This is a genomic window from Enterobacter sp. SGAir0187, from assembly GCF_002952735.2.
Classification (GTDB): domain Bacteria; phylum Pseudomonadota; class Gammaproteobacteria; order Enterobacterales; family Enterobacteriaceae; genus Enterobacter; species Enterobacter quasiroggenkampii.
This window is the reverse complement of the sequence record NZ_CP025034.2, coordinates 2979845-2997703: the sequence shown is the minus strand read 5'-3', so window position 1 is coordinate 2997703 and position 17859 is coordinate 2979845. Positions and strand designations below refer to the sequence as shown.

22 protein-coding genes are annotated in these 17859 nt (G+C 58.1%); 3 read left to right on the top strand and 19 right to left on the bottom strand.

The genetic code is table 11. The features are described 5' to 3' along the window. Positions 1–24: 24 nt before the first annotated feature. The 7 genes from rpsG to fkpA form a co-directional block, all read right to left on the bottom strand. Positions 25–495 carry a 30S ribosomal protein S7 gene (gene rpsG, locus CWR52_RS14340; protein ID WP_004106370.1) on the bottom strand — a complete coding sequence of 157 codons (471 nt, stop codon included), beginning with the start codon at positions 493–495 and terminating at the stop codon, positions 25–27. A 96-nt stretch (positions 496–591) separates the two neighbouring features. Next, complete coding sequence (gene rpsL, locus CWR52_RS14335; RefSeq protein WP_000246815.1) at positions 592–966, bottom strand: 30S ribosomal protein S12; 375 nt, start codon at positions 964–966, stop codon at positions 592–594. Positions 967–1090: 124 nt separating this feature from the next. Continuing rightward, complete coding sequence (gene tusB, locus CWR52_RS14330) at positions 1091–1378, bottom strand: sulfurtransferase complex subunit TusB (protein ID WP_045909310.1); 288 nt, start codon at positions 1376–1378, stop codon at positions 1091–1093. 7 nt (positions 1379–1385) lie between these two features. Further along, positions 1386–1745, bottom strand: a complete 360-nt coding sequence (gene tusC / locus CWR52_RS14325; protein WP_104949980.1) for a sulfurtransferase complex subunit TusC — start codon at positions 1743–1745, stop codon at positions 1386–1388. Next, a complete protein-coding gene (gene tusD, locus CWR52_RS14320) occupies positions 1745–2131 on the bottom strand; it encodes a sulfurtransferase complex subunit TusD (protein ID WP_023294706.1) in 387 nt (128 codons plus the stop codon). The genes tusC and tusD overlap by 1 nt, the downstream gene beginning before the upstream one ends. Beyond that, on the bottom strand, positions 2131–2853 hold the full coding sequence (locus tag CWR52_RS14315; protein ID WP_045330517.1) for a helix-turn-helix transcriptional regulator: 723 nt from the start codon (positions 2851–2853) through the stop codon (positions 2131–2133). The genes tusD and CWR52_RS14315 overlap by 1 nt, the downstream gene beginning before the upstream one ends. Before the next feature lie 166 nt (positions 2854–3019). Next, positions 3020–3838 (bottom strand): FKBP-type peptidyl-prolyl cis-trans isomerase, encoded by an 819-nt coding sequence (gene fkpA / locus CWR52_RS14310; RefSeq protein WP_008503008.1) that lies wholly within the window; start codon positions 3836–3838, stop codon positions 3020–3022. Between the two features lie 238 nt (positions 3839–4076). Here fkpA and CWR52_RS14305 point away from each other — a divergent pair, with 238 nt between their 5' ends. Then, entirely contained in the window at positions 4077–4295 is a 219-nt protein-coding gene (locus tag CWR52_RS14305) for a protein SlyX (protein ID WP_008503009.1), read from the top strand. Positions 4296–4492: 197 nt separating this feature from the next. Here the strand turns inward: CWR52_RS14305 and slyD are convergent, their stop codons facing one another. The 4 genes from slyD to kefG form a co-directional block, all read right to left on the bottom strand. Next, positions 4493–5083 carry a peptidylprolyl isomerase gene (slyD, locus tag CWR52_RS14300; protein WP_008503010.1) on the bottom strand — a complete coding sequence of 197 codons (591 nt, stop codon included), beginning with the start codon at positions 5081–5083 and terminating at the stop codon, positions 4493–4495. Between the two features lie 94 nt (positions 5084–5177). Beyond that, positions 5178–5378, bottom strand: a complete 201-nt coding sequence (locus CWR52_RS14295; protein WP_010436300.1) for a YheV family putative zinc ribbon protein — start codon at positions 5376–5378, stop codon at positions 5178–5180. A gap of 13 nt (positions 5379–5391) precedes the next feature. Further along, positions 5392–7197: a glutathione-regulated potassium-efflux system protein KefB gene (gene kefB, locus CWR52_RS14290; RefSeq protein ID WP_045909312.1), complete on the bottom strand. Its 1806-nt coding sequence runs from the start codon at positions 7195–7197 to the stop codon at positions 5392–5394. Continuing rightward, entirely contained in the window at positions 7197–7751 is a 555-nt protein-coding gene (gene kefG, locus CWR52_RS14285; RefSeq protein ID WP_021242220.1) for a glutathione-regulated potassium-efflux system ancillary protein KefG, read from the bottom strand. Before kefG ends, kefB begins: the two co-directional genes overlap by 1 nt. A 135-nt stretch (positions 7752–7886) precedes the next feature. Here kefG and CWR52_RS14280 point away from each other — a divergent pair, with 135 nt between their 5' ends. Further along, positions 7887–9791, top strand: a complete 1905-nt coding sequence (locus tag CWR52_RS14280; protein WP_021242219.1) for an ABC transporter ATP-binding protein — start codon at positions 7887–7889, stop codon at positions 9789–9791. A gap of 15 nt (positions 9792–9806) precedes the next feature. Next, on the top strand, positions 9807–10739 hold the full coding sequence (locus CWR52_RS14275; protein WP_104949979.1) for a LysR family transcriptional regulator: 933 nt from the start codon (positions 9807–9809) through the stop codon (positions 10737–10739). Positions 10740–10801: 62 nt separating this feature from the next. Here the strand turns inward: CWR52_RS14275 and mdcH are convergent, their stop codons facing one another. The 8 genes from mdcH to mdcA all read right to left on the bottom strand — a co-directional run bounded on the left by mdcH (position 10802) and on the right by mdcA (position 17848). Continuing rightward, positions 10802–11698 carry a malonate decarboxylase subunit epsilon gene (mdcH, locus tag CWR52_RS14270; protein WP_104949978.1) on the bottom strand — a complete coding sequence of 299 codons (897 nt, stop codon included), beginning with the start codon at positions 11696–11698 and terminating at the stop codon, positions 10802–10804. Continuing rightward, positions 11698–12315, bottom strand: coding sequence for a malonate decarboxylase holo-ACP synthase (locus CWR52_RS14265; RefSeq protein ID WP_104949977.1), 618 nt, complete (start codon positions 12313–12315; stop codon positions 11698–11700). The genes mdcH and CWR52_RS14265 overlap by 1 nt, the downstream gene beginning before the upstream one ends. A 2-nt stretch (positions 12316–12317) precedes the next feature. Continuing rightward, on the bottom strand, positions 12318–13277 hold the full coding sequence (locus CWR52_RS14260; protein WP_021242215.1) for an AEC family transporter: 960 nt from the start codon (positions 13275–13277) through the stop codon (positions 12318–12320). A gap of 123 nt (positions 13278–13400) precedes the next feature. Continuing rightward, positions 13401–14201, bottom strand: coding sequence for a biotin-independent malonate decarboxylase subunit gamma (gene mdcE, locus CWR52_RS14255; RefSeq protein ID WP_104949976.1), 801 nt, complete (start codon positions 14199–14201; stop codon positions 13401–13403). Continuing rightward, entirely contained in the window at positions 14201–15034 is an 834-nt protein-coding gene (locus CWR52_RS14250; protein WP_104949975.1) for a biotin-independent malonate decarboxylase subunit beta, read from the bottom strand. The genes mdcE and CWR52_RS14250 overlap by 1 nt, the downstream gene beginning before the upstream one ends. After that, complete coding sequence (gene mdcC / locus CWR52_RS14245; protein WP_023294711.1) at positions 15027–15326, bottom strand: malonate decarboxylase acyl carrier protein; 300 nt, start codon at positions 15324–15326, stop codon at positions 15027–15029. Before mdcC ends, CWR52_RS14250 begins: the two co-directional genes overlap by 8 nt. A gap of 9 nt (positions 15327–15335) precedes the next feature. Then, positions 15336–16193: a triphosphoribosyl-dephospho-CoA synthase gene (locus tag CWR52_RS14240; protein WP_104949974.1), complete on the bottom strand. Its 858-nt coding sequence runs from the start codon at positions 16191–16193 to the stop codon at positions 15336–15338. Further along, the gene (gene mdcA, locus CWR52_RS14235) at positions 16193–17848 is read right to left on the bottom strand and encodes a malonate decarboxylase subunit alpha (RefSeq protein ID WP_104949973.1); all 1656 of its coding nucleotides are present in this window, start codon (positions 17846–17848) and stop codon (positions 16193–16195) included. The genes CWR52_RS14240 and mdcA overlap by 1 nt, the downstream gene beginning before the upstream one ends. Between the last annotated feature and the right edge of the window lie 11 nt (positions 17849–17859).

The following is a 17859-nucleotide window of genomic DNA, read 5'->3' as shown; positions in this document are numbered from 1 at the left end:
CTGGTGACTAAGACTCCGAAGGGATTACCAACGGTAGTGTGCGAACGCCTTGTTGGCTTCTGCCATACGGTGAACGTCTTCACGTTTCTTAACTGCAGTACCTTTGTTGTCTGCAGCATCAGAAAGTTCGTTCGCCAGACGCAGAGCCATGGATTTATCACCGCGTTTACGAGCAGCTTCAACGATCCAACGCATTGCCAGGGCATTACGACGAACCGGACGAACTTCAACTGGAACCTGATAAGTAGAACCACCAACGCGGCGGGACTTAACTTCTACAGTTGGGCGAACGTTGTCGAGAGCGACTTCGAAAGCTTCCAGTTCATTTTTACCAGAACGCTGAGCCAGGGTCTCAAGCGCGCTGTATACGATTGCTTCTGCAGTAGATTTTTTACCATCTACCATCAGGATATTGACAAATTTTGCCAGCAGTTCTGATCCGAATTTCGGATCTGGAAGAATTTTACGCTGACCAATGACGCGACGACGTGGCATGGGAATACTCCGTTGTTAATTCAGGATTGTCCAAAACTCAAAGAGTTTAGTGTGACATTAAGATAAATCAGTTTGGCCTTACTTAACGGAGAACCATTAAGCCTTAGGACGCTTCACGCCGTACTTGGAGCGAGCCTGCTTACGGTCTTTAACACCTGAGCAGTCCAGCGCACCACGAACGGTGTGGTAACGAACACCCGGAAGGTCTTTAACACGACCGCCACGGATCAGGATCACGGAGTGCTCCTGCAGGTTGTGACCTTCACCACCGATGTAGGAAGTCACTTCGAAACCGTTAGTCAAACGCACACGGCATACTTTACGCAGTGCGGAGTTTGGTTTTTTAGGAGTGGTGGTATATACACGAGTACATACGCCACGTTTCTGCGGGCAGGCTTCCAGCGCAGGCACGTTGCTTTTCGCAACTTTGCGTGCACGTGGTTTGCGTACCAGCTGGTTAACTGTTGCCATTAAATAGCTCCTGGTTTTAGCTTTTGCTTCGTAAACACGTAATAAAACGACCTCATACAATATGAGGACGCGAAATTTTAGGGCTACGTCGAAAAGGTGTCAAGAAATATACAGCGATCTCAAATCACCAGTTCATTTGACTGGCGTGCGTCACAGTAAGATTGACGAAATCAGTATAGCCAACCACGTCAATTTTGGCTGAAATTTGACCAGAAAGACCCCGCGCATCCAGATCGTCTTTCAGCGCAGAGACTGTTATGGGGGCATTCGTGAGAATTTCAACGAAACGACTGCCTTCAAGTGCGGCAAGCACGCCGTCCTGAATCAGCAGCAGATCATCACCGTCGCGCAGCATACTCAGTAACGCGTCGATGTCACATTGCCATGGTGAATGGCTCAGAGTATGGAGCATGGCAGCCTCAGAAAGTCAGAACGGTGTCGTAGTGGGAAAGGTGTTCGCGCAATGCCGCAGAAGACACGACGGTCACATCCAGCACGAAAGGCGTCTTCTCATCCAAACCGCGAGCGGCCAGCGAGTCGGCGCAGACATACAGGGTTTCAATGTCGTACAGCGGCAGCACTTTGAAGGTCGCGATGTAATCCCGCGCCAGAATGGCCTGTGGCCGCTGACCCGCCAGAAGCTGAAACACCCCGTCCCCCAAAAAGAAGACGCCGATATCTTCGGTCAGCGCGGACGTCGCAAGTAACGCATCGAGCCCTTCGCGGCCGGAAGCGCTGCCGTGCGGCGCAGACGTAAACACAAATGCCACGCGCTTCATCAGAATTGCACCACTCTGTCGCAGGTTAACGCCGCCTGTGCCAGCGCACCCAGGCCACTTAACGAAAAACCGGGCTGCAGGTTAGAACCCGATAAACCAAGACGCGCGGCTTCGGTTGCATCTGTCACGCCGCGGCGCAGTGCCGCCGCGACGCAGATATGCAGTTCTACGCCCTGCTTTTCGTTTAGTGCCTGCCAGCCGCGCACCACGTCAAACTCATCGCTCGCCGGTGACGTAAACTGGTTCGCGTTATACACCCCTTCCCGATAGAAGAAGACGCTCGCCAGCTCATGTCCGGCTGCCAGCAGCGCATGCGCAAACTGCAGCGCACTGCTGGCCTGCTGAGTCCCGTACGCCGGGCCGGTCACCATTAACGCAAAACGCATTACTTGTCTTGTCCCAGGAAATCACCGCTTTTGAACTGGCGAATATAGAGATAGACCGTGTGCTTGGAGATGTTCAGACGATCGGCCACCTGGTTGATGGCGTCTTTAATATCAAAAATCCCTTTTTCATAGAGATTGAGCACAATCTGACGATTCTTGGCGTTGTTCGAGACGTTGCGGTCGGCATTCACCTCTTCAATAGTGAACTCCAGCGTCTGCGTCACAAGATCTTCGACGGAAGAGGCAAAGTTAACAGAAGAGCCAACATCCGGCGTTTCGGGTGGAACAAAGGTGCTCATGATCTGCGAGAATGGCACATCAAGGTTCATGTTGATGCACAGCAGCCCAATCACGCGATGCTCGCGGTTTCGAATCGCGATGGTTTCTGATTTCATCAGCACGCCGCTTTTGGCGCGGGTGAAATAGCATTTGGAGACGCTGCTGTCCGCGCCGGTCATGTCATGCAACATACGCAATGCAAGGTCGGTAATTGGCGAACCAATTTTACGGCCAGTATGCTCACCATTCGCAATGCGGATGGCGGAACACTTCAGATCTTGCAGGGAGTGCAATACGATTTCGCAGTGGGAGCCAATGAGCATCGCTAACCCGTCCACTACCGCTTCATAGGATTTCAGAATATCGAAGTCGGTCTGATCGAAAGGACGTTGATCCAGTAAATCAAGTTCACTGGTTTCGTTGGTTAAAAGCGACCTGGACATGAAAAAAACACTCCTTTTCAGGAGCCTGTCGTTAGGTTTTCAGGGCAGGCTCATTATCTACACGGACAACTAAATTAATACAGCGTGCCTAACGCTTTCCAGTGTTAATTATATCTGCCCCACAATAAAAAACCGCCGCCTTAAAGGCGGCGGTTTTTTTTCAGCATTACTTCTTAGCGGCAGCGGCTTTATCGTCAGCCGGTGCATCTGCCTTGGCATCCGCTTTCGGTGCCGGTTTGATGTCCAGCAGCTCTACGTCAAAGACCAGGGTAGAGTTGGCAGGGATACCTGGAACGCCGGTTTTGCCATAGGCCAGATCCGGTGGAATAACCATCTTGATCTTGCCGCCTTTCTTGATGTTTTTCAGGCCTTCAGTCCAGCCAGGGATCACACCATCCAGACGGAAGGAGAGCGGCTCACCGCGGGTGTAAGAGTTATCAAACTCTTTACCGTCGATCAGCGTACCTTTGTAGTTCACAACAACCGTATCGCTGTCTTTAGGCGCATCGCCGGTGCCTTCTTTCTCAACTTTGTACACCAGGCCAGTCGAAGAGGTTTTCACACCCTTCTCTTTAGCAAAGGCATCGCGGTAAGCTTTGCCTTTCGCTTCGTTGTCTTTAGCGTCCGCGTCCATCTTGGTCTGCGCGGCGCCCTTCACACGCGCTTCGAACGCCTGCAGAGTCTGTTCAATTTCCTGGTCAGACAGCTTGCTCTTATCGGCAAATGCGTCCTGAACGCCCGCAATCAGCTGAGCTTTATCCAGTTTGATGCCCAGTTTCTCTTGTTCTTTCAGAGAGTTTTCCATGTAACGACCCAGAGATGCGCCCAGTGCGTAGGCGGATTTCTGGTCGTCATTTTTGAACGCCGCTTTGCTGTCTGCAGTGGCAGCAGGCTTCGCAGCAGTATCAGCAGCGAATGACAGCGGCGCGTTCAGCGCAACAGCCATCGTCGTCGCCAGCAGCGTTACTTTAAACAGTGATTTCATCCATATCTCCAGGGCCTGGGGACTCTCACCCCAGCGTTAAACGTAAATGAGTGACGTACTATAAAACGTTGCAGAAGAAATCTACAGACAGACACGTCCAATTCTCGCCACTTTTCAGACTATTTTTGTTTAAATAAGTTTCTTGCCAGAGGGATGCGAACTGTACTTAAGGATAAACTCAGTTAAACTGCGCCGCCGCTGGGCCATTATGGCGAATCTGAAATAAACGAGGTGAATGATGAAGGATACAACGATAGAAGCGAGAATGGCTGAGCTGGAAAGCCGCCTGGCTTTTCAGGACATCACCATCGAAGAGCTAAACCAGACCGTGACCGCACATGAGCTCGAAATGGCGAAACTGCGGGATCATATGCGCCTGCTGACGGAAAAGCTGAAGGCTACGCAGCCGTCGAACATTGCTTCTCAGTCGGAAGAGACGCCACCTCCTCATTATTGAGGCGTAAAAAAAGCGGGATTATCCCGCTTTTTTTGTGCCCGGTGGCGCGAAGCTTACCGGGCCTACATAACAAATACCCTATGGATTTCGAGTCGCAGGAAGGCGGCAAGCTTGAAAATCCCCGGGAGCATAGATAACTATGTGACCGGGGTTTGAAAGCGCAGCCAACGCACCTGCGGCTTGAAAGACGACGGGTATTAGTGGCAGCCGCAGCCGCCGTTACCGCAACCACCTTTACCGTGGCCGTGGTCATGACCATGGTCGTGGCCGTGACCACCGCAGCAGCCATCGTGGCCGTGATCGTGGTCATGGTCGTGACCGTGCGCACCGTGAACGTGGCCATGAGCCAGCTCTTCTTCGGTCGCTTCACGGATCGCAACAACTTCGACGTTGAACTTCAGGTTCTGGCCAGCCAGCATGTGGTTACCGTCAACCACGACGTGGTCATCTTCCACTTCGGTGATTTCAACAGGAACTGGACCCTGGTCAGTTTCAGCCAGGAAGCGCATGCCAACCTGCAGTTCGTCAACGCCCATGAAGACGTCTTTAGGAACGCGCTGAACCAGGTTGTCGTCATACTGACCGTAAGCGTCGTTCGCGCCTACAGCAACGTCAAATTTGTCGCCAACTTCATGACCTTCCAGCGCGTTTTCCAGGCCGGAAATCAGGGAACCGTGACCATGCAGGTAGTCAAGCGGCGCACTCACCGGAGACTCATCAACCAACACACCGTCTTCTGTACGTACCTGATAGGCCAGGCTGACCACCAGGTCTTTTGCTACTTTCATGATATCTCCTGAGCGTGGGAAAATTGCTGGCGCAGATTGTAGCGGAAATCTGCACCCGTGTACCCTTAAGCTTAAAAAAACTCAGAGCATATCGCTAGTCTGGATGAAAAATGCCGATCACTTGCTCTTCTTTGCGAACGTGATCGCGGGCTTCTTTATCGGCCTCACGCATCTGGTGACCGCACTTAACACACTCAACAACATCAATATTATTTTCCCGCCACATCGCCAGGGTATCTTGCGCCTGGCAGGTCGGGCATTTTGCACCCGCGATAAAGCGTTTACGTACAGCCATCTTTCGTTACCCTTTATTCAAATTCATCCCAGCCATCGAGCTGGCGTCGTTCCTGCTGCATCTCACGCTGGAAGATCTCCTCCAGCTCGCGACGCGCTTCCCGCACGCGGGAGATCTGCGCCGTATCGGTATGTACCGGCATCAGCTCGCGCAGCATCCGCATATCCAGCCGGCGGAAGTGCATCTGGGCACGCTGCGCCTGATGCGGATGCATGCCAAGCGAGATCAGCGCCTTGCGCCCCAGCTCCAGCGCACTGGAGAACGTCTCACGGGAGAAGTGTTTCACACCCGCCTGCAATAATTCGTGAGCTTCAACACGTCCCCGCGCACGCGCCAGAATATGCAGATGCGGGAAATGCTGCTGGCACAGATCCACCAGCTTCATCGTGTCTTCCGGGTCGTTACAGGTAATGACGATGGACTCTGCCGCCTCTGCCCCCGCCGAGCGCAGTAGCTCGAGCTGGGTCGCATCGCCGTAGTAAACCTTGTAGCCGTATTTGCGCATCAGGTTGACCGCGCTGATATCCCGCTCCAGCACCGTAATGCGCATTTTGTTCGCCATCAGCAAACGCCCGATCACCTGTCCAAAGCGGCCAAAGCCCACCACGATCACCTGGGGCTTATCATCCTCCACCCACGGCGCTTCGTCTTCATCGTCTGTCGGGTTCAGGCGGCGCGACAGCAGTTTATCCACCAGCTTCATCAACAGCGGCGTGGTCATCATTGACAGCGTGACCGTCACCAGCAAAAGCGCCATCTGGTCGTCTTTAAACAGCTTCTGGGACGAGGCGGTAGAGAACAGCACAAACGCGAACTCGCCTCCCTGGCTTAACACGCTGGCAAACTGCATGCGTTCCGAACTGCGCAGGCCGTAAATGCGCGCCATGACGTACAGCACCAGCGTTTTCACCGCCACCAGGATGGCCACGCTCACCACAACCCACAGCAGATGGGTATAGAGCACGCCAAGGTTGAGCGCCATCCCCACCGAAATAAAGAACAGGCCTAACAGCAGCCCTTTAAAGGGATCGATGGCAATTTCCAGCTCGTGCCGGTATTCACTTTCCGCCAGCAGCACCCCGGCGATAAAGGTCCCGAGCGCCATCGACAGCCCCAGCGCGTCCATAAACAATGCCGACCCCAGCACCAGCAGCAGCGTCGCGGCGGTAAACACCTCGCGCACGCCGGACGCGGCAATAAAGCGGAACACCGGACGTAACAGGAAACGTCCGCCAATTAGCATCCCCGCGAAGGCCAGCACCTTCATCGCGATTTTCGCCCAGTCGAAGTGGTCGTCGCCGGAGCCCGCCAGCAGCGGCACCAGCGCCAGCGCCGGGATGACCGCCAAATCCTGGAACAGCAGCACCGAAAAACCCAGCTGACCGGCTTCGTTGCGGTTCATCCCCTTGTCGCGCATCAGCTGCAGGGCCATCGCCGTCGACGACATCGCAAGGCCTATCCCCCCTATCACCGCCGCCTGCCAGGAGAAATTCGTCAGCATTAACAGGCCACCCAGAATCGCGGCGCTGAACACCACCTGCGCGGCACCCACGCCAAAGATGGAGCGTCGAAGCTGCCACAATTTAGAAGGGTTGAGCTCAAGGCCGATGATGAACATCAGGAACACCACGCCCAGTTCGGAGAAGTGAAGAATTTCATCTACATCGCTGATGAATCCCAGTCCCCAGGGGCCAATCGCGATCCCCGCCAGCAGATACCCCAGTACCGCACCGATACCAATACGCGCAGCAAGCGGCACCGCGACGACAGCCGCAAATAAAAACAGCACCCCGGCGAGGAGCAAATTCGATCCTTCCATTAACGACCTCCTGCCGGAATCGGTGACGCCAGCCATTCACCATAGGCTCTGGCGTGGCTGGCCAGTTCTTTCGGATCCTGACGTCGGGCCCAGTAGACAATAATCGGGCTCATCCAGTGCATACGGCACATTGCCGCCGTCAGCTCGAAAGGCCGCAGAATGTCGCTCATCGGATAACGGTTCAGCCCGTCGTGGCGGTAAGCGCTTTCGGGTTCACCGGTCGTAATCACGCTACGCCAGTACTTTCCCGCCAGCTGGTTGCCCCCCACCCCGCTGGAGAAGCCCCGGCTCAGCACGCGGTCCAGCCACTCTTTGAGCAGCGCCGGACAGCTGTAGGTATAAAGCGGATGCTGGAACACAATCACGTCATGCTGACGCAGCAGTTCCTGCTCGTAAGGAATATCAATAAAGAAATCAGGATAGTGCGCGTAGAGATCGTGCACCGTCACGTTACTGAGCTGTGTGGCCGGCTTAAGCAGCACCCGGTTTGCCACCGAGTCCTGAGATTCCGGATGGGCATACAGCAGCAGCACTTTTGCTGTCTGAGACATCATTCCCCTCCCGGTCTTGTTTCTGTTTTTGTGTATCGTTGTTGTTTTGGGCTACCATGGCGGCCCGGTGCGGAAAATGGCCCACACCTTACATTATCATAATGACAAATTAACATAGTCGGAACATACGGCGCTTCTATGATTGTTTTCTCCTCGTTACAAATTCGTCGCGGCGTGCGCGTCCTGCTGGATAACGCCACTGCTACCATCAACCCAGGCCAAAAAGTGGGTCTGGTCGGCAAAAACGGCTGTGGTAAATCCACGCTGCTGGCGTTGCTGAAAAACGAGATTAGCGCGGATGGCGGTAACTTTACCTTCCCGGGGAACTGGCAGCTCGCCTGGGTAAACCAGGAGACGCCGGCGCTGAGCGAACCGGCACTCGACTATGTTATCGACGGCGACCGGGAATACCGTAAGCTCGAGGCGGAACTTAACGCCGCTAACGAGCGCAACGACGGCCACGCCATTGCTACCGTTCACGGCAAGCTGGACGCTATCGACGCGTGGACCATTCGCTCCCGCGCCTCCAGCCTGCTGCACGGCCTGGGCTTCAGCAATGAACAGCTGGAACGCCCGGTAAGCGACTTCTCCGGCGGCTGGCGTATGCGCCTCAACCTGGCGCAGGCGCTGATCTGCCGCTCTGACCTGCTGCTGCTCGATGAACCGACTAACCACCTCGATCTCGATGCGGTTATTTGGCTGGAGAAGTGGCTCAAGAGCTATCAGGGCACTCTGATTCTGATCTCCCACGACCGCGACTTCCTCGACCCGGTGGTGGATAAAATCATTCATATCGAACAGCAAACGATGTTCGAGTACACCGGCAACTACAGCTCCTTCGAGCGCCAGCGCGCGACGCGTCTTGCCCAGCAGCAGTCCATGTACGAAAGCCAGCAGCAGCGGGTGGCGCATCTGCAGAGCTTTGTGGATCGCTTCAAGGCCAAAGCGTCAAAAGCAAAGCAGGCCCAGAGCCGCATCAAGATGCTGGAGCGCATGGAGATGATCGCCCCGGCGCACGTCGACAACCCGTTCCACTTCAGCTTCCGCGCCCCGGAAAGCCTGCCAAATCCGCTGCTGAAAATGGAAAAAGTCAGCGCGGGCTATGCCGACCGCATTATTCTCGACTCCATCAAGCTCAACCTGGTGCCGGGTTCACGTATTGGTCTGCTGGGACGCAACGGTGCCGGTAAATCGACGCTGATCAAACTGCTGGCGGGCGAGCTTAACCCGGTCAAGGGTGAAATCGGTCTGGCGAAGGGCATCAAGCTGGGTTACTTCGCCCAGCATCAGCTGGAATTTTTACGCGCGGATGAATCCCCGATTCAGCATCTCGCGCGTCTGGCGCCGCAGGAGATGGAGCAGAAGCTGCGCGACTACCTCGGCGGCTTCGGCTTCCAGGGTGATAAGGTCACCGAAAACACCGAGCGGTTCTCGGGCGGTGAAAAAGCCCGTCTGGTGCTGGCGCTGATCGTCTGGCAGCGCCCGAACCTGCTGCTGCTCGATGAACCGACCAACCACCTGGATCTCGATATGCGTCAGGCGCTGACCGAAGCGCTGATTGAGTTCGAAGGCGCACTGGTGGTGGTTTCGCACGACCGTCACCTGATCCGCTCCACCACGGACGATCTCTACTTAGTGCACGATGGCAAAGTCGAACCGTTCGACGGCGATCTGGAAGACTACCAGCAGTGGCTTACGGACGTGCAGAAGCAGGAGAACCAGCCGGAAGAGTCGGCAAAAGACAACGCCAATAGCGCGCAGGCACGTAAAGACCAGAAGCGCCGTGAAGCGGAGCTGCGCACCCAGACGCAGCCGCTGCGTAAAGAGATTGCCCGTCTCGAAAAAGAGATGGAAAAGCTCAACGCCACGCTGGCTACCGTTGAAGAGAAGCTCGGCGACAGCGGTCTGTATGACCAGAGCCGTAAAGCCGAACTGACGGACTGCCTGCAAACGCAGGCTAAGACCAAATCCAGCCTCGAAGAGTGCGAGATGGCGTGGCTGGACGCGCAGGAACAGCTGGAAGCCATGCTGCAGGCTGACTGATCCACCGGGAGGGCTATGCGTTTCGATACCACGAGCGAGATTACATTCCGCAAGCTCAGCATCTTCATGACGTTTATGGAGAAAGGGAATATCGCGCGTACCGCCGAAACGCTGGGCCTGAGCGGCGTCAGCGTTCACCGTGCGCTACACACGCTGGAAGAGAACGTGCGCTGCCCGCTCTTTACCCACAAGGGGCGCAACCTGATTGCTCTCCCTTCCGCCTGGACGCTGCTGGAGTATTGCCAGGAGGTGATGCAGGTGATGGAGCGCGGGCTTGAAGCGTCGCGCAAAATTGCCGGCATCGGCCAGGGGCGGCTGCGAGTGGGAACGCTCTACTCTCTCACCCTGGAAACTGTGCCGCGTCTGATTATGGGCATGAAGCTGCGTCGTCCGGATCTGGAAATGGATCTGACGATGGGCTCCAACGAAACCCTGCTGCACATGCTGGACGAAGGTTCGCTGGATGCGATTCTTATCTCCATCTCCGAAAGCGACATCGACCGTAACAGCCTCGAAGTGCTGCCCCTGTTCCACGACGATATTTTCCTTGCCGCACCGGCTTCAGCCACGCTGAATAACCGCGGGCCGGCCGATCTGCGCGACTATAAAGATCGGAAATTTGTCTCTCTTGCGGAAGGGTTCGCCACCTATGCAGGCTTCCAGGAGGCGTTTCATATCGCCGGGTTCGAGCCGGAGATTGTTACCCGGGTGAATGACATTTTCTCCATGCTGAGCCTGGTGCAGGCGGGAGTGGGCTTTACCCTGATGCCGGGCAGGATGAAGAAAGTGTATGAGAATTCCGTGCAGCTCCTGAAGCTTGCCGAGCCGTACCAGATGCAACAGCTGATCGCCATCGTCTTTGCCCGCAACCGCGAGCAGGACCCGAGCCTGCGGGCATTAGCCGCCGAAGGGCGGATGTATGCGCGCAGCCTGCAGGAAAGTACGTGATACAAAACAAGGCAACCGAACCCGTAGGCCCGGTAAGGCGCAGCCGCCACCGGGCTAAACCATCACGCACGGAGTCGCTTAGCCAGATGTACCGCCACATCAACTCCGCTGCGCTCCAGTGAAATCGTCTCTCCTTCCCACGCAGCCTGACGCGTCAGGCAGGTCAGTACGCCGCCGGGGGGCATCTCGATCGCCAGCCGGGCTTCGCGTTCATTCGCTGAAATCATCGCCTCCTGCCAGCGCACCGTGCGCGCCATGTTCATCGCCAGATCGTCGGCGATCTTTTCCGGCTGCCACAGCACGCGCCCGGTGCTGCCGCTCAGGTAGGCGCAGCGTGGGCGTGAAAGCGTGACGGACTCAAACGCCGTTGCCAGCTTTTGCGCGGGTACTGCCAGCAGTTCGCAATGGGACGGCACGCTGACCGCCAGCCGTTTGGCCTTGCTCGCCCCTTTCGCCAGCGCGCGCGACGCCGCCTCCACCATCCCTTCATCGGTTCCGGCAATCACGATCTGCGTTTCGGCATTCAGGTTGGCTATGTAGGTCCCGGTGCCCTGGATAAGGTCTTCCACCTGCGGCAGGGTTAAGCCCATGATGGCCGTCAGGCCGTAGCCGTGCGGGTACGCCTGCTCCATCAGATCGCCACGCAGCGCCACCAGCTTCAGCGCATCCGTAAAGTCCAGCGCGCCTGCGATGACCGCCGCCGGATAAGCACCGATGGACAGCCCGCTGACGATATCCGGCGACACGCCGCGACGCTCAAGCTCGCGCGCCCAGGCCACGCCGGCAATTAACAGGCAAAGCTGAACCGCGCGGGTGTGGGTTAACGCGTCTGCGCTATCCAGCGTATCCACTTCGGCGCCAAGCACCTCACGCGCCTGAGCCAGTTCCGTTCCCGGCAGGTTTTGCAGCATGCCTTCGTGCTGCGTGCCCTGTCCCGGAAAGGTAAACACTATTTTCATCACTCCTCCCTGCGCCACGGATCCGCCACCAGGCGCGGTCCACGGCAGGTTTTCAGCAGCGTTTTGCCGTCGCGCAGCCACTCTGCCAGCGCAAAGCCACCCTCGGGGGTATCCACCTGCGTATCCGCCCGACACAGCGCCCGGCTAAGCTGAGACTGCCAGCCAGCAAACGCATCAGGGGAAACGGCGTGCGGGGCGCGGATCAGCAGATCAAGATCGCTGTCGGCATGGATCACCGGGATACCGGTCGCCAGCGCGTAGCCGGTGCTGCCGGTAATGCCCCACGTCCACGGCCACGCCTGCTGAGAAAGCTGAAGCGCCACCTGAACGGGTGGCTGAGTCACAAAGGGCGAGCGCAGCAGTTCGGCCGCAACGCTCAGGTCTTCCGGTGAAACCACGCGTAACACGTTTTCGGGCTTCACCCATCCGGCCGCCCGCTGGTCGCGACGTAAACCGCGTACGCCAACGGGGATCCGGCCTTCGCTATCCACATCACGCCGCACCACCACCGGCAGGCCGGTATGCCAGGCGGCCTCCACCCAGGATTCAGTGATGCCTTCCAGCGCATCGCGGGCAGTAAGCCAGATAAGGTCGTGCGGGCGTAATGGGGTGGTCATGGTTACATTCCTGAAGTTAGCGAGATAAACAGCGGCAGCGACAGGATACACAGGACGGAGCTTAACAGCAGCACGGCTTCTGCATCCGGCGACTGCACGCCAAAGCGGTTACCGAACACGACGCCGAAGAAGCCCGCAGACAGCGCAATCATCAGGATAGCGGTGATCGCCACGGAGCCGTGCAGACCGAAGATCAAGACGATACCCCAGGCGATGGCTGGCTGAATCAGCAGCTTAGCGATCGTGGAGGTGATCACCATGGTATTAATCTGCAGCTTACGGGCAGAGAGGATCACCCCGGTCAGGAACAGCGCCGCAGCGGTCGCGGACAGTCCCAGCGGTTTGATCGCCGCCAGCACCAGCTCCGGCATTTTGATGCCGATGGCGGACAAAATCACGCCCAGCAGCGGGCCCATCACGATCGGTTTTTTAATGGAGCGCCACATCAGCACCGGCAGCATCGAGAGCGTTGAGCCGGAGCTATTGCCCTCAGCGCGCGCTTTTTCACGCTCCAGAATGAGCAGGCAGAACGGGGTCATCAGCACCGAACCGCAGGCGATGGAGACCGCGACGGAGAGCGACGTAGAGGATCCTTCGCCCAGCACGCTGCCAAGAATCGGCAGACCCAGCGCTGCATAGTTGGGCAACGCGACGGTGAGCGTCAGCACGGCCGCATCCTGTGGCGATTTCTTAAAGACGCCGGTGGCGAGGAAGTAGATGACCGCATAGGTGATCCACATCGCCAGCGTCAGCACCAGAATCAGGGGCGACTGGGCAACGATGCCGGTCCACGGGGTTTGCACGGTGGCGCTGAACAGCGCTGCAGGGAGTGCAAAATCCATTACGAAGATATTAAGCAGGGAAACATTTTTGTTATCGACCATCTTTGCCTTGCCGGCCCAGAATCCCAGCAGCATGATGACGAAAATCGGTGCAAGAGCATGAACAATTACGTAAGTCATAAATCACCTGTAGTAAAAAAGTTTTAGCACTGGCGCGATGATTGTTATTTTCAGGATGCAGGTTCCCGCGTGGGCGCTGTCACGCGCCCACGGGTTGATGCATCTGGCAGGTCTCTTTTTTACTTACCAGCTGGCTCGCATACGTTCGCGTACGAGCGCCGAGCTGCGGCGATTGTCAGCACCCAGACGGTTTTTCAACGTGGTGTCCTGACGAGCGTCACTGATGGCCTGTTGCAGGGTGGATTTCACCAGCGTCAGATCGTTATCGGAGGGGGCATCCGGGTTGCTGATATCCAGCAGGTTAGAGAGCAGCCCCAGCGTGGCGTAGTTGCTGATGTCGTAGGCCATTGGCGGAATGGTCGCCGCCAGTTTTTCCAGCGCGTCGACGGTACGCAGCGTGATGCGCGCGGCGGACTCTTTGCCCATCGCGTGGATCAGCACGCCCTTGTCGTTGAAGGCGATCAGACGGTTGGCCTGGTAGCCGTGCGCCAGGAACGCGCCGGACATCGCCTTGCCGACGATAAGCCCGATCACCGGGTGACCGGCCAGGCGGGCATTTGCATAGGCTGCTGCCGCACCGGCCAGCGCCTGGTGAATACCAAACGCCTCTTCGCGTCGGCCATAGGCCTGGCTTGGGACGTCGATCACCGCCACAATCGGGCGCTTCACGGGTTTGTCAGCATCCGCCGCGACGGTTTCACTGACCACTTTCGCCAGGGTCCAGCCTTCCAGCAGACCGACTTCCCCTTTCGCCGCGCGCGGGAAGTGGTTGTTGGCATCCGGCACCACGGCAACAAAGCGCACCGCCTCGCCGTTTAGCTCGCCGTCTGCCGCCTGCACGGACGGGCATAGCCCTTCGATACGTTTAGCGTTCGGGGCGAGGATGTCCAGCCAGCGTTCGCCACGGCTCATTGCGTTACTCATCATTTCACCTCCCGGGCAAAAAGCGCGTTAATCTGTTCGGCATCGGCCTGTTTGCGGGTGTCGAAATGGGTCAGACGGGTCAGGTAATCATCGTAGTTATCGGTGCGATGTTTCGCGGGAACGCCTTTAGCAATCGCCTCGTTCATCGCCTGTTTCACCGCGTTGATACCGTCGCCGACGAGCGCATCCACCAGCCCGCTTTGATAGCGCACTTCGCCGCCGGTCATGCTCCAGATAAATGGACGATCGCGGGAGTCGTACTCCTCAATGCCCGCCTCCTGCTCGATAACCTGCGGGCCGTTGAGGCCAAGACGCGCTTCGCGGGTCACGATCAGGTAGCTGCACAGCGCCGCCGCGATGGACATCCCGCCGAAGCAGCCCACGGTTCCGGCCACAATGCCAATAACCGGCGTGTAGCGACGCAGGTCAACAATCGCCGCGTGGATATCGGCAATCGCCGCCAGGCCGAGGTTCGCCTCCTGCAGACGCACGCCGCCGGTTTCGAGGCACAGTACCGCCTGAGTCGGAATGCCGTTTCGGTTATCTTCCGCCGCCAGCTCCAGCGCCGCCGCCATTTTGGCACCGGACACTTCGCCCATGCTGCCGCCCTGGAACGCGCCTTCAATCGCCACGACGACGGCAGGCTTGCCGTTGATGGTGCCCTTCGCCACCACCATGCCGTCGTCCGCCTGCGGCACAATGCCCTGTGGCCCAAGCCACGGAGAGATAATGCCTTCAAACGGATCCAGCAGTTCGCGGTAGCTGCCCTCGTCGAGCAGGGCCTGCGCGCGCTGGCGCGCTTTCAGTTCGATAAAGCTGCTGTCATCACGCATGGCTCACCCCCTCAAAAACCTGTTCGATGCGAATGCGCGCCACGCCCGGCGTCGCGCCGAAGTCGTGGATGGTCAGCTTCCCTGCGGGCAGGCTACTGACGGTTTGCAGACGGTTGAACAGCGCCTCCCAGCGCCCCCGGCTGTTGTCCACGGAGGTGGTGATATCAATGGTTAACGTCTGGCCCGGTTCGGCGGTGAAGAGCACCTCCATATCCCCGGAGCCGACTACCCCTGCCAGCGCCCTGCCGCTTAACGTGCGGCTGGCTGGCACGGTCAATGTGATTTTTTCCATAACATCCTCTTAATGCTTTGAATTTGGCGTTTCGACGCGGTCGAGAAACAGCGTGGCGGCAAGCAGGTCGGCAGCGCCGCCCGGTGAGGCGTTGAGCGCCAGCATCTGACGGTCTAACCTCGCCAGCGCCTGCTGGCCCGCAGGCGTTGCGCTGCCGCCGGCATTCAGCACCGCACGGGCGCCGTCCTGCATGGCTTCAAGCCCTTCCATTCCGGCACGTGACAGCACGCAGGTGTCGGTGAGTGAGGTCATGATAGCCATCAGCGCGTCGAGCCTGGCGTGCGTTTCACTGCTACCGTTGAGGCGGCTCAGACGAAGCTGCGGCAGCGCGCGCTGCATAACGTGCGGGAACGCCTGCTGCGCTTCTTCACGCGCGCCCGGCACGCGGTAACGGTGCGTGGCGCGCAGGCCTTTACTGAACACCTTCGGCGCCGCGTCGTCCGGCAGTCTCGCCAGTTGCGCGGCGGTGCGGGCGACGTCTTGCGCCCTCGCATCACCGCCGAGCATCGCCACCGCGCTGACCAGCAGCCCCAGCGCCCAAATCGCGCCGCGATGGGTGTTTACGCCACCGGTTGCGACCATCATCTGCTGCTCGCCTTCGCGACCGAGTCGCCCGACGGTTTGCCGAAGTGCGATATCTGCCGGGCGCTGCCAGCTTTGCAGCGCCAGCGCCTGAAACGTGGAGGTCAGGCTGTGCGCGGAGCGCTCCATCAGCGCAAGGGATAAATCGTGGTGCGCGCCGTTCCCCCGACTGTCCACCAGACCGGGTTTCGGGCTTAAACGTGCTTCGTCAATCAGACACTGCGTGGCGGTTCGCGCCAGCCATTCGGCACCGCCTTCAACCTGAATCTGGGGGAGAAGTTTCATTACCAGCTCCGGAATTTCGCAGGTGGGTTATACAGGCCACCGGACCACTCAACGAGGTCAGCCACGCTGCCCGCAGCCAGCAGAGAGCGGGTGGCGTCGGTGCGGCGAATACCCATATCTTCCGGATAGAGCACCTTTCCGCTCTGGCGCAGTTCCGCCACGCGTTTGGCGTCAACGCCCAGACCGATATCGGTGATACCCGCCACGGCGGCGACCATGGCGCGACGCTCTTCCAGATCTTTCGCCCGGTAGAGGTAAGCAATCCCCTCTTCCGTCAGCACGTGGGTGACGTCATCGCCGTAGATCATCACCGGCGCCAGCGGCATACCGGAGGCTTTCGCCACGTCAACGGCATCGAGTTTTTCCACGAAGGTCGGCTTCACGCCCGCCTGGAAGGTTTCCACCATCTGCACGACGAGTTTTTTGCCGCGCTGCATTGGGTCAGGTTCGGTGATCATGTTCAGCCAGGCCGGTGTGGCATGGCGGCGACCGTGCGGATCGTGACCCATGTTTGGCGCACCGCCGAAGCCGGACAGACGACCACGGGTCACGGTTGAGGAGTTGGCGTAGCCGTCCACCTGCAGCGTAGAGCCGATGAACATATCCACCGCGTACTGACCTGCCAGCTGGCAGAACGCGCGGTTGGAGCGCATGGAGCCGTCCGCACCGGTAAAGAAGACGTCCGGACGCGCGCGGATGTACTCTTCCATCCCCAGCTCGCCGCCGAAGCAGTGCACGCTCTCGACCCAGCCGCTTTCGATGGCCGGGATCAGCGTCGGATGCGGGTTCAGCGTCCAGTGTTTACAGATTTTGCCTTTGAGCCCGAGCTGTTCACCGTAGGTAGGCAGCAGCAGCTCGATCGCCGCGGTGTTAAAGCCGATCCCGTGGTTCAGGGACTGCACCTGGTGTTCCGCATAAATCCCCTTGATGGCCATCATCGCCATCAGGATGTGTTCCTGTTTAATCAGGCGCGGGTCGCGAGTAAACAGCGGTTCGATAAAGAACGGCTTATCGGCAACCACCACGAAGTCAATCCACGAGCCCGGAATATCCACGCGCGGCAGGTCACACTCGTCATCCACCAGCTCGTTCACCTGCGCGATGACGATGCCGTCATGGAACGCGGCGGCTTCCACCAGCGCCGGGGTATCTTCGGTGCTCGCCCCGGTATAGAGGTTGCCTTTGCGGTCGGCTTTAAAGCCGGCAATCAGCGCCACGTTGGGCGACAGGTCGACGTAGAGACGGGAATAGAGTTCGATATAGGTGTGAATCGCGCCGATTTCGAGCTGACCATCCTCCAGCAGTTGGGAGATACGCAGGCTCTGCGTCCCGGAGAAGGAGAAATCGAGCTTGCGGGCGATGCCTTTCTCAAAGATATCCAGATGTTCGCTACGGCCAACGCTCGGCATGATCATATGCAGGTCGTGGACGATCTGCGGGTTCACTTCGGCCAGCGAGCGGGAAAGGAAATCGGCCTGCTTCTGGTTGTTACCTTCCAGCACGACCTTGTCGCCTGGCGCGATCAGTTTTTCCAGCATGGCGACGAGATCGCCGGTTGGCAGTACCTTGCCCTGCACCGGTACGGAGGCCAGACGACGCGCTTTTTCGCTGCGTCGCGTGTTCCATTGCCGGGTGGGTGTTTGCCCAGTTAACATTATTAACCTCC